Origin of the sequence: Salipiger sp. PrR007, from assembly GCF_010499845.1 — a bacterium.
Taxonomy (GTDB): Bacteria; Pseudomonadota; Alphaproteobacteria; order Rhodobacterales; family Rhodobacteraceae; genus Salipiger; species Salipiger pacificus_A.
The window spans coordinates 19,872-41,578 of sequence record NZ_JAAGOZ010000029.1 but is presented as its reverse complement, the minus strand read 5'-3'; the positions used below and the strand labels follow the sequence as shown (position 1 = coordinate 41,578).

Genomic DNA, 21,707 nt, shown 5'->3' with positions numbered 1-21,707 from the left:
AGGGATAATACTTCACATTTGTGAAGTTGAGTCGCGGATCCCTGAAGATGATCCGCGATGGAGGGAGGAAATCTATGACCGTACGTCAGGCGGATAACGTCCTGCGGTTTTTTGAGTATTTTGCCGCATCGCAGAGGCCGGCCACGCTCACACAACTGTCAGAAACGCTGGAGCTACCGCTGTCGAGCACCAGCAACCTAGTCTCGACCCTGCGCGAGCGCGGGTTCCTGTTCGAGGTCCGAAAACGCGGCGGGTTCTACCCGACCCGCCGCATGCATGATCTGACCCTATCGATCCTCGACGGCGACCCGGTGCTCGGGCTCGTGCGCGAGCACATGGAAGCGCTGCGCGAGGAGACCGGAGAGACCATCCTGCTCGCCGCCCGCGAGGGCGATCACGCGATTTATCTCGAGGCGCTCGAGTCCCGCAAAGGCGTGCGCTACTCGGCGAAGGCGGGCGAGACCCGGCCGATCTACGCGATCTCCTCGGGCAAGGCGATCCTCTCGTCGCTCGACGACGCGGCGCTGCGGCGCGAGCTCGCGGGGCTCGACTATTCCGGGGCGGCGGAGACCTCGATCACCGATCTCGACGCGCTCTTCGACAACATCGTCGCCGGACGCGAGCGCGGCTGGTTCCTGAACGCCACCGAATTCACTCCCGAGGTATCGGCCGCGGGCGTGCTGCTCGACATCGCCGACCAGAAATACGGGCTGTCCGTGGCGGGGCCGAACTACCGCATGCAGGGCCGCTACGACGAGATCGGCGCGGCACTCACGCGGGTCGTCGCGGCCATCAAGAGCCAGATCCACGAGAACGGAGACGGCCGATGATCCGGAAATACATGGCGGTCGTCGACCACGCCTTCACCGCGGTCGCGGTCTTCGCGCTGGCCTTCATGACGCTGCTGATCGTCGCTGACGTGGCGCTGCGCTACGGTGCCGGGACGCCGATCTTCTTCGCCCATGACCTCGTCGTGCTCTACCTGACGCCCGCGGTCTTCTTTTTCGGCTTCGGCCCGACCTACTGGCGCGCCGAGCACCTCTCGGTCGACCTGCTGACGCTCAACCTGCCGCACCGCCTGCGCGAACTCACCGACGTGGTGTCGAGCGCCATCGGACTCTGGGTCTTCGGCCTGCTGACCTGGGTCGCGTGGGAGCGCGCCGCCAAGAGCTTCGCCAACAACGAGGTGATCGCGAGCATCGTGCCGTGGCCGGCATGGGCGAGCTACGCGCTCGTGCCCATCGGGTCCGCCGCGATGGTGCTGGTCTGTGCCGCGCGCATCGTGATTTCCCTCAACAACGCCTTTGGCCGTGCGACCGGGGAGGCCGCGCAATGACCTCGCTTCTTGTCGTGATCGGACTGCTTGTCCTGCTGCTGCTCGGCGTTCCCGTGGGCTTCGCGCTGGCCTTCACCGGCCTTGTCGGTCTGATGACCATCGTCGGGTTCGAGAGCGCGCTCTCGGTGCTCTCGACCACGCCGCTGTCGACGACCAACGGCTTCGAGCTGATCGCCGTGCCGCTCTTCATCCTGATGGCCGAGTTCGTCATCGTCAGCGGCATTGCCGACCGGATGTTCAAGGCGATCACCATCTGGGTGGGCCGCCTTCCGGGCGGGCTCGCCGTCGCCACCGCGCTTGCGGGCGCAGGCTTCGGGGCCATCTCGGGCTCGTCCACCGCGGCCGCGGCTGCGCTGTCCTCGACCTCCATTCCCGCAATGCGCAGAGCGGGTTACGAGGTGAAGTTCGCGTCCGGCGTCGTGGCCGTCTCGGGCACGCTCGCCATGCTCATCCCGCCGTCGATCGCGCTGGTGCTCTACGGCATCATCGTCGAGGTCAACATCGCGTCCCTGCTGATCGGAGGGGTCATCCCCGGAATCATCGTGACGCTGGCGATCATCGTGACGATCTACGTGCTGATGGCCCGCGACCCGTCCATCGCGCCGGCGGCACGGCCCTGGCCGATGCGCGACAAGATCCGCGCCCTGCGGGACATCGGGCCGATGCTGCTGCTGCTGCTCTGTGTCACGGGCTCGATCTACCTCGGTATCGCGACGCCCACCGAGGCGGCCGGCCTCGGCGCCTTCGGAGCCTTCGTCATCGCCGCGGCGTTCCGAACGCTCACCTGGAAGACGACCTGGGGGGCGCTGGCGCGGGCGGTCCGCGCGACCTGCATGATCTTCATGATCATCATCGGCGCGCACATCTTCGGCTACGTGCTGACGCTGGGCCAGATCACCCCGGGCTTCGTCAACTGGATCACCGGGCTTGACGTGTCGCCCTACGTGGTGATGGCGGGGATCATCGTCTTCTACCTGATCATGGGCTGTTTCATGGACCAGATGGCGATCCTCATCCTCACCGTCCCGGTGATGGTGCCCGCGATCACCAGCCTCGGCTTCGACCCGGTGTGGTTCGGCGTGCTGGTCGTGGTCGCGGCCGAGGTCGGCATGATCACCCCGCCGCTGGGCATGAACATCTTCGTGGTCTCTCGCTACGCCGAGCGGCCGCTCTCCGAGATCTTCCGCGGTGTCGCACCGCATGTCGTCTCGCACATCATCGTTCTCGCGTTGCTCGTCGCGTTCCCGCAGCTGGTGCTGTGGCTGCCCGGCACGACGCAATAATCCGGACGCAATAATCCAAGGGAGGAGCCACCATGTCGACCGCAAAGACCGACATCGACCCCAAGATGTATTTCATGACCGAGTCCAGGGCCGCGGCCTACCAGCCGCGCGGCCACAGCGGGACGGTGAACCGCCGGCTGGTGTCGCCAGAGACCGGCGCCACCCAGATGGAAGTGCTGATCGGCCGCATCGAGCCCGGCGAGGGCGCCAGCGCCCACTTCCACCCCGGCATCGACCAGTTCTGCTGGATGCTCGAGGGCCGCGCCCGGGTCGAGGTCGGCGGCCTCACCCAGGAGATCGGGCCGGAGGAGAGCGTCTTCTTCCCCGCCGACATGCCCCACACCTTCACCGCCATCGGCGACACGCCGGTCCGCGTCCTGATCTGCTACGGCCCGCCCTACGGCGAAGGCGCCCGCGTCGAGTGCTGAGCACCCGCACCCCCTGACACGTCTTTGGTCCATCGGAGGAGAACGACCATGAAACCCACCATCAGCATCCTTGCGGTCTGCGCCGCATTTGCCGCGGCACCCGTCGCCGCACAGGAAGTGACGATCAAGATCGCCGACAGCCTGCCGGCCGATCACATCATCACCAAGAACACCACCGACGTGTTCACCGCGCGCCTCAAGGAAGAGCTCGGCGACCGCATCGCCATCGAGCACTACCCGGCCCAGCAGCTCGCCAAGGCCAAGGACATCCTGTCGATCACCCAGGCCGGCATCGCCGACATCGGCTACATCGTGCCGTCCTACGTCTCCGAGAAGATGCCGCTCGGCGGCGTGGTCGAACTGCCGGGCGAGATCTCGTCGTCCTGCGAGGGCTCGCTGGCCTTCGAGAAGCTGATCCAGCCGGGCGGCAAGCTCGACCAGCTCGAGTTCCAGCCCAACGGCGTGCGCGTGCTCTACAACGTGGCGCTCTCGCCCTACCAGGCGATCTTCTCGAAGCGCGCCAAGGTGACCTCGCTCGAGGGCTTCAAGGGCATGAAGATGCGCTCGAACCCCGGCGCGATGGAACTGTCGCTGCAATCCGCGGGCGCGACCCCGGTGCGCATGACCCCGCCCGAGATCTTCGACGCGATGACCAAGGGCACCGTCGACGGCGCGCTGCTGCCCTTCACCTCGACCTTCTCCTACGGGCTCGACCAGATTGTGGGCTCGGCGACCGCCAACGCCAACTTCGGCTCGGTGGGGATCACCTACGCGATCTCGCAGCGCAAGTGGGACAGCCTGCCCGCCGACATCCAGGAAGCCATGACCCGCATCGGCCACGAAGTGACCGCGAGCGCCTGCAAGGCCTTCGACGCGGCCGAGGTCGAGCTGACCGCCGAGCTTGCCGAGAAGGGCGCCACTGTCATCACGCTCAACGACGAAGAGACCGCGACGCTCACCGCGGATTTCGCCAGCGTCGCCGATGACTGGGCCGCCGCCCTCGACAAGCGCGGCAAGAAGGGGACCGAGATCCTCTCCGACTTCCGCGCCGAGGTCGAAGCGCTCCGCGAGAGCGGCATCTGAACCGAGACCTGGGGCGGCCGCCTGTCCGGCCGCCCCGCAACGAAAAGGAGAGGCGCGTGCTTGATCTTTTGAAGGGTGTCCGGGTCGTCGAGCTGACGACGATCGTGCTCGGGCCCATGGCCGGCCAGATGCTGGGCGATTTTGGTGCGGAGGTCGTCAAGGTCGAGGCGCCGAACGGGGATCTGGCGCGCTACGTCGATCCGCGCTCGAAGGCGGGCGCAAGCTCGATGTTCGCCAACAACAACCGGAACAAGAAGAGCATCGCGCTGGACCTGAAGACCGAGGAAGGCCGCGCCATCCTGATGAAGCTGGTCGATGGCGCCGACGTCTTCCTGCACAACATGCGCCTGCAGGCGGTCGAGCGCCTGGGCTTCGGCCCCGCCGCACTTCGGGCGCGCAACCCGAAGCTGGTCTACTGCTCTGCCATCGGCTTCGGCAGCGACGGCCCCTACGCCGCGCGTCCCGCCTATGACGACGTGATCCAGGCTGCCTCGGGCATCGCCAAGCTGCCGACCTACACCGGCAACGATCCGTCCTACGTGCCCGGCGTGATCGCCGACAAGATCGCGGCGCTTTACGCCGCCAACGCCATCTCGGCCGCCCTCGTCGGGCGCGAGAGAACCGGCACCGGCTGCGAGATCGAGGTGCCGATGTTCGAGGTCATGACCTCCTTCGTGATGACCGAGCACATGGCCGCCGCCAGCTTCGACGAGGCCGCGCCCGCCGGCTACCAGCGGCTGCTGAACCGTCACCGCCGGCCCTTCCCGACCAGCGACGGCTGGATCGCCGTGCTGCCCTACACCGAGCGCCACTGGCGCAAGACCTTCGAGGAGCTCGGCCGCGCCGACGTGGTGGCGCAGCCGTGGTTCGACGACGCCACCGACCGCTCGCGCCACGTGGGCGAGATGTACGAGGTGCTCGGGCAGGAGATGCCGAAGCGCTCGACCGAGGAGTGGATCGCCACCTTCGAGCGGCTCGACGTGCCGCATTCCCGGGTCAGCGGGCTCGACGACCTGTTGAACGACCCGCACCTGCAGGCGGTGGGCTTCTTCGAGCCGACCGACGATCTCGAGAGCCGGGTGCGCTCGGTGCCGCAGCCGGTGCGCTTCCGCGCCTCGCCCTCCGAGCCCGACCGCCGCGCGCCCGAGCTGGGCGAGGACGGCCCGGCGCTGCTGGCCGAGCTGGGCTACGGCGCCGACGCCATCCGAGAGCTCGAGGACCGCGGTGTCCTCGGGCGCGGGACGCGCCACCAGACGGAGGATGTCTGACATGGCCGGACGCTGGCTCGAAGAGTTCCGCGAGGGCGAGGTCATCCGACACGCCATCACCCGCACCGTGACCGAGGCCGACAACGTCAGCTTCTCGGTGCAGACCATGAACCCGCAGCCGCTGCACATCGACCGGCATTTCTCGGCCGCGACCGAGTGGGGCCAGCCGCTGGTGAACTCGCTGCTGACGCTGGGCATCATGATCGGCATCTCGGTGCATGAGACCACGCTCGGCACGACGCTGGGCAATCTCGGGATGAGCGACGTGGCCTTCCCGGCGCCGGTGTTCCACGGCGACACGCTGCGGGTCGAGACCGAGGTGATCTCGGCGCGCCCGTCGCGAAGCCGGCCCGGACAGGGCATCGTCGTCTTCGAGCACCGCGCGAAGAACCAGCACGGCACGCTGGTGGCGCAATGCCGCCGCTCGGCGCTGATCATGTCCGACAGCTACCGGGAAGCGGTCTGATGCGATCCTGGCTCTTCGTCCCGGGCAACCGGCCCGCGATGATCGCCAAGGCGCGGGGCGTCGGGGCCGACGTGCTGATCCTCGATCTCGAGGATTCCGTCGCCCCCTCCGAGAAGCCGGCCGCGCGCGCCTGCGTCCTCGCGGCCCTTCGGGAGGATCGCGGCGGGAACCGGCTCTGGGTCCGGGTGAACCCGCTCGCCTCGCCCGAATTCGCCGAGGATCTCGACACGGCCCTCGCGGGTGGTGCTGACGGTCTGGTCCTGCCCAAGGCAGAGAGCGGCGCCTGCGTCCGCGCACTGCGGGCCGCCTGCGACGCGCGCGGCAAACCCTGCCCGCCGGTGCTCGCCATCGCGACCGAGACAGCGCAGGCGATCTTCGGGCTCGGCAGCTATTCCGGCCTCGCGCCGGATCTCGCGGGGCTGACATGGGGCGCCGAGGATCTCTCTGCCGCTCTGGGCAGCGCCAGCGCGCGTGACGACGCTGGCGCGCTTACCGGCCCCTACGCCATGGCCCGCAACCTCACGCTCGTGGGCGCGATGGCCGCCGAGGTGCAGCCGGTCGACGCGGTCTGGACCGACATCCGCGATCTCGACGGGCTCGCGGACGAGTGCCGCGCGGCGGTGCGCGACGGCTTCACCGGCAAGCTCGCGATCCATCCGGCGCAGGTGCCGGTGATCAACCGCTGCTTCCAGCCCTCCGACGAGCAGGTCAGCACCGCGCGCCGCATCGTCGAGGCCTTCGCGGCCGACCCGGCGGCAGGTGTCGTCGCCCTCGACGGCGCGATGATCGACATGCCGCACCTGAAGCGGTCACGACTTATACTTCAAAGAGCGGGGATCCCGGCATGAACAACGAACCTGTGCTTCTCGGACGAGGCTTCTACTGGCAGGACCTCACGGTGGGCGACCGCTACCGGACCTATGGCCGCACCGTGACGCCGTCGGATATCTCGGCCTTCGTCAACCTCGCGGGGATGATCGAGGTGCTGTTCACCGACGCCGAGTACCGCCGCACCGAGGCCGCCATCAAGGGCAACCCCTCGCCCGGCGCGCTGGTCTTCGCACTGGCCGAGGGGCTCTCGCTCAATGCCACCGCGCAGGAGACGGGGCTGGCCTTCCTTGGGACAACCATGAGCATCAAGGGGCCGGTGGTCGAGGGCGACACGATCACGGTGGAAATCGAAGTGTTGGAGATTCGGCAGGAAAGCAAGGGCGACCGGGGGCTGGTGAAGACCCGCAACACTGTGCGCAACCAGCGCGGCGAGTCGGTAATGGTCTATGAGCCGCTGCGCCTAATGCTGGGCCGCCCCGAGAGCTGAAGCTCGAACTGCTGCGGCAGGGCCCAATGCCTTCCGAGGTGAACGACTAGGCCGGTTTGCAATTGCGCCAACTGGCCTGGTCCCCGCTTACTCCTTGTGTAGGAATTGATGGCCCTGTCGGACAAATCAGCTTGCGAGCGCAATTCCCCTTTTTTTCTGGAAACATTTATCTCGCGGCCATGGGCATCGGGATCCGACGGACCTTGCGTCAAGTTTACGGCAAAGGTTTTTTACGTAAAAGATTCAGGCCATCCCAGCAGCCTGAATTTACGCCCCGTGCGCCTCAAGCGGCGCACCACAGCACTGACACACCGGGCGCTTCGCCTTCAGCTCCTCAAGGCGGTGCAGCGGTGCGCTATCCACAAAGCGCCGGACCCTCTCAGGGTCGACGCGGACACTCCACGCAGACCCCCGGTAGACCAGCCAGCAATGGACGGATCCCACGACGCTGATCACCATGCCAGCTATACAGATCAACGGACCAATCATGGGCTTCCCTTTCTGGAGGTCATCCTGGGCCCAATCAAATGGCACGCGCCCCCAAAGGCTGCACGCTGACCAATGGCATGTCAAATCCGCGGAGGCATGGTCGCGTCATAGCGCCAGCGCGCGCTGCAGATCATCATGCTCGAAGGCGCTGGCCATGCGGTTGATCTCAGCTGACCGCGCCCCGACCAACCTCGCGGTCTCGCGCCAGGTGGCGGTGACCGAGGCGATGGCTAACAGGCTGCTGAAAATGGTCTGACGCGCGCGCCACTCGCCTCGCTGGTCAGGTCCCGATCCGCCGTGTTTTCATCAGCTCGACGAGAGAGCCCGAAAAATAACGCGCTATGGCGTCGAAATCGTGGCGGTCGGAGTTTTTCAGCGGCCTGCTCTCATGATCGCTGTCAACCCTTTGTTTCAACACAATTGCCCCGACAGGGCCGGGTGCAAGCTTTTGTAGATGCGCAAGGCTGGAGACGGAACTGAGACGACGGTTGAGCAAGCTCTCATACGCGGGTTGGGTACCGCATGACCGTGGTTTCGTCTTGGGGCTGCCTCGGTCTAAGGATCGAGCGTCGGCATAGCCGGCTCATAACAGGGCACGAGGATTCCCCACCGCGTTCCGCCCCCGGCCTTGCGCATCAGCGGGCCGAAAGAGCGTGTTTTTTCTAAGCAGACTGCGAGACAGCCGGGTCTGGAACCGGCGATACAGCTCGGGCGATGGCCCAGACGAAGCCGACCATTTCTCGAGCGATCGCCGTGGTCACCACGACTTTCGGCTTCCCTGCCATGACCAGACGGCGATAGCGCTGGCACATTCGCAGCTGTCCCTTCCATGCGATGTCCCGCACACACGATGGAACAGCTTCGAGCCGGTCATGCAGCTTGCGGCTGACGCGTGGCTGCATGCGGTAACTCCAGGCGCCTTCGATCAGCGCGCGTCGAGCCAGGCCGCTGCCTGCCTTCGTGATGCCGCCGCGTCGGACGGTGGCCCCGCTGGAATGCTCCGAGGGTGTCAGCCCGAGATAGGCCATGAGTTGCCGTGGGTTGTCGAAGCGATGGAAATCGCCGACTTCCGCGACGACGGTGACCGCAACGACGAACGCGACCCCACGCATGGCCTGGATGGCCTCCACCACCGGTGCCAGATCCCAATCCAGCAGCAGTTCCGTGATCTGTCCCGTCAACCGTGCCACCCGCGCCTCAGCATCGGCGACGGCATCGACGTAGTCCTGAAAGACGATCTGTTGTGCCCGATGCTCGAAGCGCACGGTCGTCAGCCAGCGCCGATAGGCAACCGTCCACCCTTTCTTGCCGGGGTAGATGCGTCCGTGGCGCAGAAGAAAGCCTTGAAGATGCTGCCGCGCCTTGCCGGTGACGCGTATCGCCGTCGCCCGGGCGCGCACCAGATCTCGCATCGCCTCATGTGCCGCATCGGGGACCCAGACCGCCGTCAGCTCCCCCGCTCGATGCAACTTCGCCAGCATGACGGCGTCGCGACGGTCCGTCTTGACCCGGTCGCCCGTCTTCACCGGAATCAAAGAGGGCGCCACCACGATGCAATCATGCCCCAACTCGACGAGCTGGCGGTGCAGGCCATAGCCACAGGGCCCGGCCTCGTAGCAGAAGTGGAGCTTGTGACCCCCGGCACCCAGTTTCTCGACAAGCTTCCGAATATGGTCGGCGCGATGCGGGATTGTGCCGAGGTGACGGACCTCGCCGCCTCGAACACCTTCGGCAACCGCCACCGAAATCGTCGCCTTATGGACATCCAGCCCGATGAACGTGCTATCCTGCATCTGGTCTCTCCCCCATTCCTGAGGCTCGGCACCGGGTCATCCGGCGCAACCCTCGCATTCAGAATGCCGTGGGAGAGACCGCCGACCTAGTCACCGTGCAGAGCGATCATGGGGTCTAACTGTGCAGTGCGGCGACCGACCGTAACCTGCGCCGAGCACACTCGTGGGCAGACCCCGTCGCCAGCTGCGTGGTACTCATTGCGGCCGCCCGACGTTTCTCGCATTCGCATAAGCGCCAATAAGTTGAATATGATCGGAGTAGAAGCTTCATCGTTGACCGACCGTGCGTTCACCGCGGCGCGGGACGGGTGTGCGTCGACGCTTTGCAGGAAGAGGGCTTCGTGCTCAGCGCAATCAGCCTCGCCGGCTTCAGCCAGGGCGGCTGCCTTGCACTGGAGTTGGCCGAGCGAGAGAGCGCGGGGCTCTCCGCCGGCCTCATCGGCAGCGGTGATGGCGAGGAGTCGCCCTGCGACGATCTCTACGGTTTCCCGCCCAAGCAGATTGACTACCCACATTTGGCACGCCATTCGGCGGCAGAACACCGGTCTAGGCCTATCAGAGCCCTGACCTACAGGCCGCAACTGATTAACAGGCAAGCATAGCCGCGCCGCAAACCTGTTTGGAAAATGGGGTTCACCTCACTCAAGCCGCTTGGGATGCAGCACGACGCGTGCGTCCATCGGAACCTGGTCATAAAGCTGGGTGATCTGGTCGTTTATCAGGCCAGCACAACCGTTCGAGACCGCACGCCCAATGCTGCCCGGATCATCCGTCCCGTGAATGCGGAGAAAGGTGTCACCGCGTTCTGGAGTGAAGAGATAAAGCGCCCGTGCGCCGAGCGGATTTCCGGGACCACCGGGCATGCCGCCATCGGCGTACTTCTGATATTTTTCCGGTTCCCGCTCGATCATGCCGGGGGTCGGCGTCCAGGAGGGCCACTCCTTTTTCGCACCAACGTAGTATTCTCCCGGCTCGTAAAGGCCATCGCGGCCCACACGGATGGCATAGATCCACGCCTGTCCATCTGGAAGCGACCAGAAAAGACGGTAGGCGTCTGGAAAGACATGGACTTCGTTCGCTGGAAGAGGGGTCGCAAGTCGAATGAGTTGCGGTGGTATCACACTGGGGGCCGGCGCTGAGGCCTGTGCGCGTAGAAGTCCGGGCACCGCTAGGCCCGCTGCGGAGGCGAGGCCGAGCTTCAGAGCAGTACGGCGGGTCGTCAGGGCATTCATAGATATTCCTTTCCTTCAGCGGCCCGAGGTTGGTCGGCCAGAGAGGACTAGTAGGCTTAACTTAATTGGAGCTTAGCGACTGTGGGAGGCGTCGCTTACGGCCGCGCAGCCATCGTCATACTAGGAAATCGGCCGGATGCGTGATGACACAGGCGCGGAGGGGCCAACGCAGATGCGAGCGACCTGCGAGATCACGGGATTTGGGGATACGCAATGTCTCTCTCTCCGCACAACGTTTCGGGAGGCACGCGTTTCTTTTGCCGCTCCCATCTAGAAGGGAAATGTGTGGGGTGAGCATTGAGTTCCAAGTATCTGGTGGATTGAGAGAGGCGAAGCTGCCTCGACACCCGAACCCTCCCCCATATTGGCTCGAGTGCGGCTCCTCGTAGTGGCAGCCCTCCGACCCTTGCGAAGACAGGCGACAGCACTGAGGTAGGCCGCAATACCGGCCCGGCCGCGCGGGCAGGGATCTTAGGCGCCCCAGCTGCCCGGAACCGTTACCCGGTAGAAAGGCGCCGGCGCCGCTTCGGCGTCCTTCACGGGACCGAGACGGACAGCATCCACCGGACCCTGCGCAAGCAGGTAGGCGATCAGCGCCTCGGTGTCCGTATCGCTCAGTTGCGCGCAGGTCTGCCATGGCATGGCGGGCGCCGGAGCCCGGCCGTTGGAGCGCGCCCCCATGCCAAATCACTTCTAAGACTTCGGCATCGGTCAAGAGCCCCAGGCCGGTCTTGATCGGGATCAGGTTGGATGTCCAGAAAAGTCCCATGCTAGGGATCTCGAAACCGACGGTCCCACAAGACAGGTCGGGCTCGACCATCGGAATGCCATCTGAACCGCGTGGCATGCCCTGACTTACGGAGCGTCGCGCTCACGATCCTCCGTCTTCGAGCCAAACACGGCGATGCCCGATTGATCCAGATCATGGACCTTCCAGCGCTGGAATCCTGCATGCTTGGCCTCCCGGCGGATCAATGCCCGGGGAGACATGACATCAAAGCGGCCTTCACTGCGCGGCCGAGGAGAATGAAAATGAAACTCAGCACATTTCCGGCGCTCCTGCTCGCATCCACCGTCGCCCTTGCGGGCGCTGTCCGGGCTCACGAAGCGGGTCAGGGATGGGGTGGCCAGGGCATGATGGGCAACTCTTCCGGAGGGTATGGCGGAGGTGGCTATGGTCACGGCCAAGGCATGATGCAGGGGCAGATGCCACAGGGCGGCTATGGCCAGGGCATGATGCAGGGTCAAGGCAGCCCGGCTGACATGTTGGGCGGACAACGTCCAATGTATCCGCAGCGCTTACCTCAGCAGAATTATGGAAATTTCGGACCCGGGATGATGAATGGCCAGCCCCCGATGTTTCCCGGTTCAAGCTACATGGACCGCGGCATGATGAACGAGATGATGCACCCCGGCCAATTTCGAGATGGGCAGGGCTACATGGACTTGGGACAGATGTTCCAAAGCATGGAGAGCAATTTTGCGGACGCAGACTCCGACGGCGATGGCGTGCTTTCAGCAGAAGAGTTCGAACAGCTCCACCTCATCATGGTTCGGCCCGTTCTTAGTGACAGATTTCAGGCTCTCGACGAAGACGGGAGTGGTTCGTTGAGCACGGACGAGATGGCCGCGCCCGGCCATATGATGGACCGCATGCGCCGGTTCTGGGGTGGGAGCCAAGACAACTGACTTCAGGCTGTATTGTCCCTGAAAAGCTGCTGGCCCAGATAGGTGGCTGGGCTGGCTGACTTTTACGCGGGAGGCGACAGGTCCTCCCGTTTTGGGTAGTTTATGGCCCGTTGGTGGTACAGTGCGAAGACGGGCGGGCGCCGGTGAAATGCGCGTCTGACCGCCACGGCGATCGGCGGAACATTCGAGCAGACTCCTCCCAGCCTTGTCGATAAAGGCGGATGGCATCAATTCCATCAGGCCCTTCGTCAAGGCGTTGCCTGCGCGTGCCGTAAATTCGCTGCCCGCTCTTTCACACTCCCTCCCATGCGAGCTCACATTTTAGGGAACCCTCCAGCGCTGGAAGGCCGTTGAGCCTGAGAGCGACAAGCATGGAGGTGCCGATGACCTATTCCCGCTTCGCCCTCATGATCCTCGCCTCGACGGTGATCATGTTCGGGCTGATGTATCTCAACACCTACGCTTTCGAGCATGTCTTCTTCAGCGAGACCCGCGTCTATATGGCGATCGTCATGGGAGCGACCATGGCATTCGTGATGCTCGCCTTTATGGCGGCGATGTATCCCAGTCGGGCAGTCAATATCGCCATCTTCGCGGGCAGCATCGTCGTCTTCGCCGGCGCGCTCTGGCTGGTGCGCAGCCAGGTGACCGTGAATGGTGCAAGCTACATGCGGGCGATGATCCCCCACCATTCGATCGCCATCATGACCTCCGAGCGGGCAGGTATCGAGGACGCAAGGGTGCGCAAGCTCGCCGAGGGCATTGCCACGGCCCAGAAGAAGGAGATCGCTGAAATGCGCGCGCTGATCGCCGATGTCGCCGCCGGCAACGTGGTGCGCGAGATCTACGAGGATCCGCCCGCGCGGCAGGGAAGCCTGCAGGACGCGCTCAGCAACACGCTCCTGTCGACGCTCGATCCGGCACCGCTGACCCCCGAAGAGGCAGGAGATGCGTTGCCCGAGGGTGAGACTTGCTCCTTCCGCCGTACCCGTACCGAAGACCCGGTGCTGATAGCCCCCGCCGATGGCAGCGCCGCCGTCACCAAGCTCAACGGCATCATCCTTTCGTTGAATGCAGGCAACGCCGAGCGGTCCTACAGCACCGAGGGGCTAGAGATGGCGGTCGAGCAGGTCGATGCGCAGCGCTCGGACAGCCAGCTGACCTTCCGACTTACCCCCGGCCCCGAGGCGATCTACCGCGGATTCTGGTCCTGCAGCGGGTAAGGTCTCGTTGCCACGCCTTCCATCGCGCTGCTCCCTAAACGGACTGGGAAGCGGGAGCGCCCTTTGCATTAAGACATGTCTCAAAAAACGTGTTAGGGAGTTCGCTCCCCACCGCTGGCGAAGGAGTGCGGTGCACTCACGGAGGATCTACGGACCCGCGTGACGGTGCTGGAAGCCGATGGCAAGACGGCGGTCATCGTGGTCTGCAATGACGTGCCTCAGGGCTTCATCGCGCTCAGGGACGAGCCGCGGGACGACGCGGCGAACGCTATCGCGCAGCTCCGCAGGCTCGGCACCTCCTCGGTCATGCTGACGGGGGTCGGCGCCGGAGCTGACCGAGCCGGTGCACCGGCTCTCGGCGGCGCGGCCAGCGAGCAGGATCACCAGTTGCGTGCGCAGGAATTGCTCATGAACCCGAGCGGCGTGTCCCGCGACGCCGCACAGACTAATGGCAAGTAGGTTGAGCCATTCCGAAAATGACCTTGAGCAATATCGAGAAGTGCCCGGGGCGGCGGCAGAGGCGCTCCGCTTAACCGAATACGAAATTCACTCCTGCCAATCCACATTGAAACGCGCCACCAGCGCTGCAACGTCTCCCTCGCCCAGCATGCGGGGTGACAGGCCGCGCGTCATCATCGCCAGCCGGGCCCCTGCCTCGAGCTCTTCAATGGCGTGGACTGCTGCCTCGAGGTCCTTGCCCGCCACGACCGGTCCGTGGTTGGCCAGCATCACAGCCGATCGCTTGCCCGCCAGCCCCCGGATCGCGTCGCCGATCGCCGGGTCACCGGGCATGAAATAGGGCAGCAACTTCACCCGGCCGAGTTTCATGATCGGATAGGGCGTCAGCGGTGGGAGGAAGTCGTCCGGATCCGCATCGGGCATCATCGACAGGGCGACGGAATGGCAGGCGTGCAGGTGCACTATGGCCCCGGCGGTGCCCCGCGTTTCGTAAAAGGCGCTGTGCAGCGGCATCTCTTTTGTTGGGGCATCGCCCTCGACATGTTCCATCTGTGCGTCGAAGCGACTGAGCCGCGACGGGTCGAGGGTCAGGAAAGATGTTCCGGTCGGGGTCACCAGCAGCCCGCCATCGGGCGTACGCACCGAGATGTTGCCCGTCGAGCCATGCGTCAGCCCCTGCGCGTAAAGCGTCGCCGCATAGGTGCAAACCTGTTCTCGCAGCCGGGACAGCTCGCTCATGACCGCGCCTCCAGAACTGAGAGCGCCTTGGCGAAGAAATCGACGTCGCCGAAGTTGCCGGACTTCAGCGCCAGAGCCACGTCCCGCCCCTCGGCCATGACCGCGGGCACGCCCGGCGCGATCTCGGGGCCGATCCGCAGCGCGGTGAGGCCAAGCCCTTCAACCACCGCGCCCGAGGTTTCACCACCCGCCGTGACCAGCCGCGTCACCCCGCCGTCGACCAGCTGTCGCGCTGTCTCCGCAAAGAAGCTTTCCAGCCGTTCGGCGATGGTCTCCCGCCCGTAGCGCTCCTGCGCCGCCCTGACCGACGCGGGATCGGCCGACGAGTAGACGAGCATCGGCGAGGCGCTGTCGAGCGCCGCCCCTGCAGCGGTCTCGGGCGTCACGCGGCCCTCCATCACCGCATCCGCAGTGATCTCGAGGGCCGGGTTCGCCTCGGACCAGCGCGCGATCTGCGCGCGGGTCATCTTCGAGGCCGAGCCGGCGATCAGCGCCCCCTGCCCGGGCATTCCGGACCATACCGCGCCCGCCGGATCAAGATCGCCGTCGGCCATGAGCATCGCCGGAAGCCCCATCGCCACGCCCGAGCCGCCGGTGACCAGCTTCAGCCCGCGCGTCGCCGCGCCGATCGCCCGCAGGTCGGCATCGCTCACCGCATCGATCACCACCAGCGGGCGCACCGCCGCGGTCTCGGCGCGGATCGCCTCGGCGATGGCCTCGGCCCCCCGGAACACGGTGGCGGCGGGCACATGGCCCACGCCGCGCGTCGCCTGCCCGGCAAGCCAGCGGCGGATGTCGGGGTCGGTCATCGGGGTCAGCGGGTGGTGCTCCATCCCCGAGTCCGACAGCAGCCGGTCGCCCACGAACAGATGCCCCTGGTAGACCGAGCGCCCGGTGGCCGGAAAGGCCGGGCAGACGATGGCGCAGTCGGCCCCGAGCCGCTCCATGAGCGCCTCGGTCACTGGCCCGATATTGCCCTCGCGCGTCGAGTCGAAGGTCGAGCAGTACTTGAAGAAGATCTGCGTGCAACCTTGCGCCAGCAGCCAGTCCAGCGCTTCGAGAGACCGGCGCACCGCCTCTTCGACCGGCATGGTGCGGGTTTTCAGGGCGACCACCCCGGCGTCCACGTCTTCCGGGGCCGGCCACTGCGGCACGCCGGTAAACTGGATGACGCGCATCCCATTCTTGGCCAGCATGCTCGCAAGGTCCGAGGAGCCTGTAAAATCGTCACCGATGCATCCGAGCTTCATGGTCTGTCTTCCTGTAGGCTTGGTGTGGCGGGCCCATGCCCGCAGGTCAGGCGTCGCGGGTCTGCGCGCGGCTCTCGCGGTGACGACGGATCATCGGCATGATCACGGTGAACACCAGCAGCAGCACCGCGACCGCCAGCAGCACCGCGCTGATCGGACGCTCCAGGAACACCGACCAGTCACCCCGCGACATGGCCAGAGAGCGGCGCAGCTCGCTCTCGGCGATCGGGCCGAGCACCACGCCGAGGATGATCGCGACCAGCGGGAAGCCGATTTTCTCGAGCAGGAAGCCCGCAAGGCCGAAGCCCAGCATCAGCCAGACATCCATCATCGAGTTCTGCACCGAGTAGGTGCCGACGACGCAGCAGATCACGATGATCGGACCAAGCACCGAATAAGGCACGTCGAGCAGCTTCGACAGAACCGCGATGAACGGCTTGGAGAAGATGAGAATTAGCACGTTGACGATCAGAAGGCCGACGAAGACCGCGTAGATCAGGTCGGTATTGCCGCTCATGAAGGTCGGCCCCGGGGTCAGCCCGTGCACGATGAAGGCGCCGAGGATCACCGCCGTCGTGCCCGAGCCCGGGATCCCGAGCGCAAAGAGCGGCACCAGCGCCCCCATAGCGGCGGCATTGTTGGCGGCCTCGGGGGCGGCGACGCCCTCGGGGGCGCCGCGGCCGAAACGGCTGCGGTCCTTCGACCAGCGCACGGTTTCGCTGTAGGCCACCATCGCCGCGGTCGAGGCGCCGATGCCCGGCAGAATGCCGATCGCGGTGCCAAGGAGCGACGAGCGAAGGATCGCGCCGCGGATCTGGCGGAGGATCGGCCAGTCGAAGATCCGGATCCGGAAACTCTTCGTCGAGAGGTGGATGTCGCCCTCCTGGCTGCGCTTGAGCACCTCGGAGATGGCAAAAAGGCCGATAATCACCGGGATCAGGTTGATGCCGCTCATCAGTTCCAGGTTGCCGAAGGTGAAGCGCTCGGTGCCGGTCAGCGGGTCGAGCCCGACCGAGGCGATGATCAGCCCGATGCAGACGCCGATGACGCCCATGATCAGGTTGCCACCCAGCGAAGCCACGACCGTCAGTCCCAGCACCGCAAGGGCAAAGAACTCGGGTGACGAGAACTTCAGCGCGATGCCCGCCAGCAGCGGCGTCGCGACGATGAGCACGATGGTGCCGAACATGCCACCCACCGCCGACGACAGGATGCCGATGCCGAGCGCCTTGCCGGCCTCGCCCTTCTGGGTCATCGGGTAGCCGTCGATGGCGGTCATCACCGCCTCGGGGGTGCCCGGCGCGCGGTAGAGGATCGCGGTGATCAGACCCGAGAAGACGCTCGAGGCGTAGATCGCCGTCAGCAGCATAAAGGCGCCGGTGGGCTCCATCGAATAGGTGACTGGCAGCAGGATCACCACCAGGATCACCCCGCTGATCCCGGGAAGCGCGCCGCCGACGAAGCCGATCAGCACGGCCGAGGCCAGAATCAGCAGGTTCATCGGCTGCAGGACGACGCCGAAGCCGCCCATCAGGTCGCTAAGCATGTCGTATGTCCTTTCAGGCGTCCATCACGGAAGTGGAATGTTGAGCAGGCGATCAAAGACCTCGCTGACGATCAGCACGGCGACGGCGGTGTTGAGTACGATCCGCAGCGGCCGGCGTTCGCCCAGCACCATGGTGGCACCGAAGGCAAAGAGCCCGGTGGCGATCAGGTAGCCGGTCAGACTCATCACCAGCGTGTAGCCCAGCGTCAGCCCGAGGATGACCAGATGCCGCCAGCGCTGTCCGGTGACCTTGTCGCGCACCACCGCCTCGTCCGGCGCGTCCTGCGGCAGATCCGCAAGCTCCTCGTCGGTCTCGCCGGTGAACTGTCCGGGGCCGCGCGCCCGGAGCAGCCCGGCCATCGCGACGACCAGCGCCAGCATCAGCACCAGGACGCCGAGCGGCCAGGTCCGCGGGCCGACGAGGGTGGACACCTCGTGGCTACCCGGGAACTGCAGCGCATGCCGCAGGAAGTAGAGGCCGGCAAGAAACGCGACCGCGGTGAAAGTGTACAATCGTGTCGTCATGGCAAACCCCGTCTGAGGCCTTCGGCGCGCGCATCGGCGCGCCGCCCGGGTGATCCCGCTCCGATCCGGTGCTGGCGCCCGCCGTGACGGGCGCCGGCGCGGATCAGTAGTCGGCCAGAAGCTCTTCGAAGAATGCGAGGTTCTTTTCAAGCTCCGCGCGGTATTCGTCGCTGCCCAGCCAGCCAGGGCGCACGTCAAGGAAGGTGCGCGCGGCGTAGGCCTGATAGGGCTCGGAGTTGAAGATATCCTCGAAGACCGCCTCGATCGCTGCGATGGTCTCGGGCGGGGTCTTGGCATTGATGAAGATGCCGCGTTCGTTCCCGAAGGTCAGGTCCCAGCCGTTCTCCATCGTGGTTGGAATGTTGGGATAAGCCTCGAGCCGCTCTTCGGCCAGCGCCAGAACCGGGATCATCTCGCCCGACTCCATGTAGCCCTGGATGGCACTGATCTCATTGAACATGCCGTCGATGTTGCCGCTCAGCAGGTTGGCCGAGGCCGCGCCCTTGTTGTCATAGGGAATGAAGCTCAGGTCGAGTCCCGCCGCCTCGTTCAGCCCCAGAAAGGCCATCCGGTCGACGCTGGCGGCATGGGTGCCGCCGATGATCAGCGTGCCGGGGTTCGCGTCGGCAGCGGCCATGAAGGCCTCGAAGCTCTCGTACTTCTCGGGATTCACCACCAGCATCAGGACATCGGACTGCATGCGCGCGACCGGCGTCAGCATGTCGAGCCCGATCGGGTTCTGACCCGCGGCGCGGCTGGTGATCAGCGTCGAGGAGGCGAACTCGATGGACTGCCCGTCCGGCGCGGCGGTCGCCGTGCGCTGGTGCGCGATCGCCCCTGAGGCGGCGGGCAGGTTGACGATGGTCACATTGGCGCCGAGACGCTCCTCCAGCATCGGCTGCACGGTGCGCGCGAAGTTGTCGGTGCCGCCCCCCGCGCCCGCTGCGACGAAGGCGGTGATCTTCGACGGCTTGTAGCTGTCCTTCGCCGCCACCGATCCGGCTGCGAGCGTGACCGCGGCCGCGGCCGCGGCCGCGAGTGCGATAGTCCGATAAGTGAAGTCCATGGTTTCCTCCCTTGGGTTTGAATGTCTCTTTCCCCGCTCCGGCATGGCGGCACCGGAACGCAGTCACAAGGCGCTCAGGCCGAAAGCCTTTCGCGTGCAAAGCGCCGGTCCTGGTCCTTGCGCAGGCGCAGCAACTCGCTGTCCGGGTCAAGCTGCAGATCGCCCATGCGGATCAGCTCTCCGGCCCGCACGTCGCGGGCCAGAGTCGCGTTCGACGCAAGGTAGAACGGCGCGGGCGCCTGCGGGTCCAGCGCCACGCCGGGCAGCATCCGCGACGAGACGCCCTCGATCGAATGGTGGTGCCCGCCCATAGCCAGATGCGTCCCCGCGGGGAAGTCTCGGTCGGCATGCGCCACGAGATCGACCTGGTGCACGGGCTGCTCGGCGCCCGAGGACACGCCCCTGAGCCCGATCTCGAAGACCGTCGTCGCGGCCTCCATGCCCAGCAGGTGCCGCGGGATGAAGATCATCGCGGTCTGACCCGTGCGGCTGACAAGGTGCCCCTTGCCGCGCAGCAGATCCCAGGTCTCGTCGTGGATGCAGCGCACGACGACGAACACACCGCCGGCAAAGCTGATCTCGCCCGGCTCGCGCAGGCAGTGGAAGACGTCCAGCACCCCGGCCCGCGACAGCAGCCCCCCCTGGCCCGCCTCACACAGGATCGACGCGACCTCGTCGATGCGGGCGATCGGGCAATGCAGATCCGGGCGGTCAGGCGACATGCCGCAGGCGTTCGCGACAAGCGTCATCTCGCACAGGTCGGGAACGGCGCGCTGCGGCAGCATGGCGGTCGCGGCGGCGCGGCGCGCGACCATCTCCGCGCAATCGGCATCGCCCAGCCGTTCCAGCCCGGCGAAGGTCGGAACTTCGACGACACGGCCGTCCACGCTCATGGTCCCTGCGTCGCGGTCATAGACGAAATCATATTCGCTCGACTTTCCGGCAGACACGATCTCCAGCCCAAGCACCTCGGCCCAGGTTATTAGACCGATCAGCAGGCTCGGCTGGTCGCCATCCACCGGAGAGACGATAACCCCGCGCTCCCGGGCCATGGCCGCCAGCCCCGGCCCGATCACGCTGTCGACCTCTTTCGACACCAGGGCCACGTGACGGCCCTTCTCGATCGCCAGGCGCGCATGGCGTGCGCCCACCTCGGGCGCGCCCGTGGCCTCGACCACGACCGAGACCGGCAGATCCGCAACGGTGGCGAAATCCCCGGCGGCGATATAGGCACCTTCGTCCCAGGCGCGCCGCGCCTCGGCGGCGTCGCTGCAGGCGCGGATATCCTCCTCGGCAATTCCGACCGACCGCAGGCTCTCCACCGCGATGGCGCTCTCGCGATCGACAGCAACGCGCACGGACAGGCCGGGAACCACCAGCCCCTGCGCCAGAAAGCTGCGGCCGAAACCGCCGGTGCCGATGATGCAGCACTCGACACTGCGCGTCCCACGATCGAAGTAGCTGTGGTGGTTCATTCTTTCCTCCTGCCGGGATCGACCCGCCAGTTGCATGCAAAATGGCAAAAATCGACCTTTTGGAGTGCGATTTCAGTCGATTTCCACATCTGTTGCATGCAATATAGCGATCGTCAAACGATATCTTCCCCTTTCCGTCGCACTATGCCTATTTTTGCATGCAATCGGAGGAGAGCATGAGAGACCAGCAAGCCGAGCCGCCGCGCGGCACGCGATCCGCATTCGTGACCCAGCAGGTGCGTGACATGATCACCAGCGGAGAGCTGGAGCCAGGCAGCCGCATCAACGAACGCATCCTTGTCGAAAAGCTCAACATCTCCCGCACCCCCCTGCGCGAGGCGTTCAAAATCCTCGAAGGAGAAGGGCTTATCTCAATTCGCCCGAACGCAGGCGCGACGGTGGTCACCCTATCGACAGAGGATGTTGAGGCTTCGATCGAGGTGCTGATCGGGCTAGAAAGCATTGCGGCAGAACGCGCGGCATTGCATGCAACAGACGCCGACCTGAGTGAGCTGACCGAGCTGCAGGAAAAAATGACCGAGGCTTGGCGCGCTGGCGAGCTGATGAACTATTTCAACTACAACCAGACGATCCATCAGAAGATCGTCGACGCCGCGCGCAATCCAGCACTCAGTCGCGTCTACGCCAGTGAATCCGCTCGCATCCGCCGATTCCGCTTTGTCGGCAATCGTGACGCAGACCGCTGGGCCCGCGCTGTCCGGGAACACGAGCAGATTCTGGACGCGTTGAAGCGCCGCGAGGGCGCCTTGCTGCGCGAAATCCTTCGGTCACACCACCTCTCGGGCTGGCGCTCAGCGCGCCGGGAGCTGGAGCTCAAGGCAACCGCACAATCAGGACAAACGGCTTGAGTGCCGAAAGCAGAACGGCCGCCCCAGTCGGGACCTCTGTCGTCAATGACCAGGGCGACTCCACGGCGAAGATCAGATCACGGTTTGCCGGCGAAACGCGCGCGCCGATCACTTCGCCGAGGCTTTAGGAAGTATGCCCCGTCGTCCCCTACCGTCACCCCATCCCACCAT

The 21,707-nt window shown here is 65.5% G+C and carries 22 protein-coding genes; 13 read left to right on the top strand and 9 right to left on the bottom strand.

Features of this window, described 5'->3' with window-relative positions:
- The first annotated feature begins 74 nt into the window (after nt 1-74).
- The 9 genes from G0Q01_RS14285 to G0Q01_RS14245 are packed head-to-tail and all read left to right on the top strand — an operon-like array spanning nt 75 to nt 7,182.
- On the top strand, nt 75-830 hold the full coding sequence (locus tag G0Q01_RS14285; protein WP_164213561.1) for an IclR family transcriptional regulator: 756 nt from the start codon (nt 75-77) through the stop codon (nt 828-830).
- Nucleotides 827-1,336, top strand: a complete 510-nt coding sequence (locus G0Q01_RS14280; protein ID WP_164213560.1) for a TRAP transporter small permease — start codon at nt 827-829, stop codon at nt 1,334-1,336. The genes G0Q01_RS14285 and G0Q01_RS14280 overlap by 4 nt, the downstream gene beginning before the upstream one ends.
- Nucleotides 1,333-2,619: a TRAP transporter large permease gene (locus G0Q01_RS14275; protein WP_164213559.1), complete on the top strand. Its 1,287-nt coding sequence runs from the start codon at nt 1,333-1,335 to the stop codon at nt 2,617-2,619. Before G0Q01_RS14280 ends, G0Q01_RS14275 begins: the two co-directional genes overlap by 4 nt.
- Before the next feature lie 32 nt (nt 2,620-2,651).
- A complete protein-coding gene (locus tag G0Q01_RS14270; protein WP_164213558.1) occupies nt 2,652-3,047 on the top strand; it encodes a cupin domain-containing protein in 396 nt (131 codons plus the stop codon).
- Between the two features lie 48 nt (nt 3,048-3,095).
- Entirely contained in the window at nt 3,096-4,130 is a 1,035-nt protein-coding gene (dctP, locus tag G0Q01_RS14265; protein WP_164213557.1) for a TRAP transporter substrate-binding protein DctP, read from the top strand.
- A gap of 56 nt (nt 4,131-4,186) precedes the next feature.
- On the top strand, nt 4,187-5,398 hold the full coding sequence (locus G0Q01_RS14260) for a CoA transferase (protein ID WP_164213556.1): 1,212 nt from the start codon (nt 4,187-4,189) through the stop codon (nt 5,396-5,398).
- A 1-nt stretch (nt 5,399) separates the two neighbouring features.
- Nucleotides 5,400-5,864 (top strand): MaoC family dehydratase, encoded by a 465-nt coding sequence (locus tag G0Q01_RS14255; RefSeq protein ID WP_164213555.1) that lies wholly within the window; start codon nt 5,400-5,402, stop codon nt 5,862-5,864.
- On the top strand, nt 5,864-6,712 hold the full coding sequence (locus G0Q01_RS14250) for a CoA ester lyase (RefSeq protein WP_164213554.1): 849 nt from the start codon (nt 5,864-5,866) through the stop codon (nt 6,710-6,712). Before G0Q01_RS14255 ends, G0Q01_RS14250 begins: the two co-directional genes overlap by 1 nt.
- Entirely contained in the window at nt 6,709-7,182 is a 474-nt protein-coding gene (locus G0Q01_RS14245) for a MaoC family dehydratase N-terminal domain-containing protein (protein WP_164213553.1), read from the top strand. Before G0Q01_RS14250 ends, G0Q01_RS14245 begins: the two co-directional genes overlap by 4 nt.
- 1,151 nt (nt 7,183-8,333) lie before the next feature.
- On the opposite strand, the gene G0Q01_RS14240 is transcribed toward G0Q01_RS14245, so the two are convergent.
- The 3 genes from G0Q01_RS14240 to G0Q01_RS14230 all read right to left on the bottom strand — a co-directional run bounded on the left by G0Q01_RS14240 (nt 8,334) and on the right by G0Q01_RS14230 (nt 11,338).
- Complete coding sequence (locus tag G0Q01_RS14240) at nt 8,334-9,464, bottom strand: IS110 family transposase (RefSeq protein WP_164213552.1); 1,131 nt, start codon at nt 9,462-9,464, stop codon at nt 8,334-8,336.
- 638 nt (nt 9,465-10,102) lie between these two features.
- Nucleotides 10,103-10,696 (bottom strand): L,D-transpeptidase, encoded by a 594-nt coding sequence (locus tag G0Q01_RS14235; RefSeq protein ID WP_164196800.1) that lies wholly within the window; start codon nt 10,694-10,696, stop codon nt 10,103-10,105.
- Between the two features lie 471 nt (nt 10,697-11,167).
- Complete coding sequence (locus G0Q01_RS14230; protein WP_164196801.1) at nt 11,168-11,338, bottom strand: hypothetical protein; 171 nt, start codon at nt 11,336-11,338, stop codon at nt 11,168-11,170.
- A gap of 390 nt (nt 11,339-11,728) precedes the next feature.
- Here G0Q01_RS14230 and G0Q01_RS14225 point away from each other — a divergent pair, with 390 nt between their 5' ends.
- From G0Q01_RS14225 to G0Q01_RS27355, 3 genes are all read left to right on the top strand, one after another.
- Nucleotides 11,729-12,385, top strand: a complete 657-nt coding sequence (locus G0Q01_RS14225; RefSeq protein ID WP_164213551.1) for a hypothetical protein — start codon at nt 11,729-11,731, stop codon at nt 12,383-12,385.
- A 383-nt stretch (nt 12,386-12,768) separates the two neighbouring features.
- Entirely contained in the window at nt 12,769-13,608 is an 840-nt protein-coding gene (locus tag G0Q01_RS14220; protein ID WP_164213550.1) for a DUF6692 family protein, read from the top strand.
- 159 nt (nt 13,609-13,767) lie between these two features.
- On the top strand, nt 13,768-14,067 hold the full coding sequence (locus G0Q01_RS27355; protein WP_343504879.1) for a hypothetical protein: 300 nt from the start codon (nt 13,768-13,770) through the stop codon (nt 14,065-14,067).
- Between the two features lie 87 nt (nt 14,068-14,154).
- On the opposite strand, the gene G0Q01_RS14210 is transcribed toward G0Q01_RS27355, so the two are convergent.
- The 6 genes from G0Q01_RS14210 to G0Q01_RS14185 form a co-directional block, all read right to left on the bottom strand.
- Nucleotides 14,155-14,805 carry an aldolase gene (locus G0Q01_RS14210; RefSeq protein ID WP_164196804.1) on the bottom strand — a complete coding sequence of 217 codons (651 nt, stop codon included), beginning with the start codon at nt 14,803-14,805 and terminating at the stop codon, nt 14,155-14,157.
- Nucleotides 14,802-16,055, bottom strand: a complete 1,254-nt coding sequence (gene otnK / locus G0Q01_RS14205; RefSeq protein WP_164213549.1) for a 3-oxo-tetronate kinase — start codon at nt 16,053-16,055, stop codon at nt 14,802-14,804. The genes G0Q01_RS14210 and otnK overlap by 4 nt, the downstream gene beginning before the upstream one ends.
- Before the next feature lie 46 nt (nt 16,056-16,101).
- Nucleotides 16,102-17,601: a tripartite tricarboxylate transporter permease gene (locus tag G0Q01_RS14200; RefSeq protein WP_164213548.1), complete on the bottom strand. Its 1,500-nt coding sequence runs from the start codon at nt 17,599-17,601 to the stop codon at nt 16,102-16,104.
- A gap of 24 nt (nt 17,602-17,625) precedes the next feature.
- The gene (locus G0Q01_RS14195) at nt 17,626-18,126 is read right to left on the bottom strand and encodes a tripartite tricarboxylate transporter TctB family protein (RefSeq protein ID WP_164196807.1); all 501 of its coding nucleotides are present in this window, start codon (nt 18,124-18,126) and stop codon (nt 17,626-17,628) included.
- A gap of 103 nt (nt 18,127-18,229) precedes the next feature.
- Nucleotides 18,230-19,192, bottom strand: coding sequence for a tripartite tricarboxylate transporter substrate binding protein (locus G0Q01_RS14190; RefSeq protein WP_164213547.1), 963 nt, complete (start codon nt 19,190-19,192; stop codon nt 18,230-18,232).
- Between the two features lie 74 nt (nt 19,193-19,266).
- Entirely contained in the window at nt 19,267-20,667 is a 1,401-nt protein-coding gene (locus G0Q01_RS14185; RefSeq protein ID WP_164213546.1) for an NAD(P)H-dependent oxidoreductase, read from the bottom strand.
- 176 nt (nt 20,668-20,843) lie between these two features.
- On the opposite strand from G0Q01_RS14185, the gene G0Q01_RS14180 reads away from it, so the two are divergent.
- Nucleotides 20,844-21,536, top strand: coding sequence for a GntR family transcriptional regulator (locus G0Q01_RS14180; protein WP_235940149.1), 693 nt, complete (start codon nt 20,844-20,846; stop codon nt 21,534-21,536).
- Nucleotides 21,537-21,707 lie beyond the last annotated feature (171 nt).

Bases quoted from the DNA above. Each gene is read 5' to 3' on its own strand.
- G0Q01_RS14185 (WP_164213546.1), bottom strand. From the start codon at position 20,667: ATGAACCACCACAGCTACTTCGATCGTGGGACGCGCAGTGTCGAGTGC.
- G0Q01_RS14210 (WP_164196804.1), bottom strand. From the start codon at position 14,805: ATGAGCGAGCTGTCCCGGCTGCGAGAACAGGTTTGCACCTATGCGGCG.
- dctP (WP_164213557.1), top strand. From the start codon at position 3,096: ATGAAACCCACCATCAGCATCCTTGCGGTCTGCGCCGCATTTGCCGCG.
- G0Q01_RS14240 (WP_164213552.1), bottom strand. From the start codon at position 9,464: ATGCAGGATAGCACGTTCATCGGGCTGGATGTCCATAAGGCGACGATT.
- G0Q01_RS14225 (WP_164213551.1), top strand. From the start codon at position 11,729: ATGAAACTCAGCACATTTCCGGCGCTCCTGCTCGCATCCACCGTCGCC.
- G0Q01_RS14245 (WP_164213553.1), top strand. From the start codon at position 6,709: ATGAACAACGAACCTGTGCTTCTCGGACGAGGCTTCTACTGGCAGGAC.
- G0Q01_RS14200 (WP_164213548.1), bottom strand. From the start codon at position 17,601: ATGCTTAGCGACCTGATGGGCGGCTTCGGCGTCGTCCTGCAGCCGATG.
- G0Q01_RS14230 (WP_164196801.1), bottom strand. From the start codon at position 11,338: ATGCCATGGCAGACCTGCGCGCAACTGAGCGATACGGACACCGAGGCG.
- G0Q01_RS14220 (WP_164213550.1), top strand. From the start codon at position 12,769: ATGACCTATTCCCGCTTCGCCCTCATGATCCTCGCCTCGACGGTGATC.
- G0Q01_RS14280 (WP_164213560.1), top strand. From the start codon at position 827: ATGATCCGGAAATACATGGCGGTCGTCGACCACGCCTTCACCGCGGTC.
- G0Q01_RS14190 (WP_164213547.1), bottom strand. From the start codon at position 19,192: ATGGACTTCACTTATCGGACTATCGCACTCGCGGCCGCGGCCGCGGCC.
- G0Q01_RS14195 (WP_164196807.1), bottom strand. From the start codon at position 18,126: ATGACGACACGATTGTACACTTTCACCGCGGTCGCGTTTCTTGCCGGC.
- G0Q01_RS14250 (WP_164213554.1), top strand. From the start codon at position 5,864: ATGCGATCCTGGCTCTTCGTCCCGGGCAACCGGCCCGCGATGATCGCC.
- G0Q01_RS14255 (WP_164213555.1), top strand. From the start codon at position 5,400: ATGGCCGGACGCTGGCTCGAAGAGTTCCGCGAGGGCGAGGTCATCCGA.
- G0Q01_RS14235 (WP_164196800.1), bottom strand. From the start codon at position 10,696: ATGAATGCCCTGACGACCCGCCGTACTGCTCTGAAGCTCGGCCTCGCC.
- G0Q01_RS14270 (WP_164213558.1), top strand. From the start codon at position 2,652: ATGTCGACCGCAAAGACCGACATCGACCCCAAGATGTATTTCATGACC.
- G0Q01_RS14275 (WP_164213559.1), top strand. From the start codon at position 1,333: ATGACCTCGCTTCTTGTCGTGATCGGACTGCTTGTCCTGCTGCTGCTC.
- G0Q01_RS14180 (WP_235940149.1), top strand. From the start codon at position 20,844: ATGAGAGACCAGCAAGCCGAGCCGCCGCGCGGCACGCGATCCGCATTC.
- G0Q01_RS14285 (WP_164213561.1), top strand. From the start codon at position 75: ATGACCGTACGTCAGGCGGATAACGTCCTGCGGTTTTTTGAGTATTTT.
- otnK (WP_164213549.1), bottom strand. From the start codon at position 16,055: ATGAAGCTCGGATGCATCGGTGACGATTTTACAGGCTCCTCGGACCTT.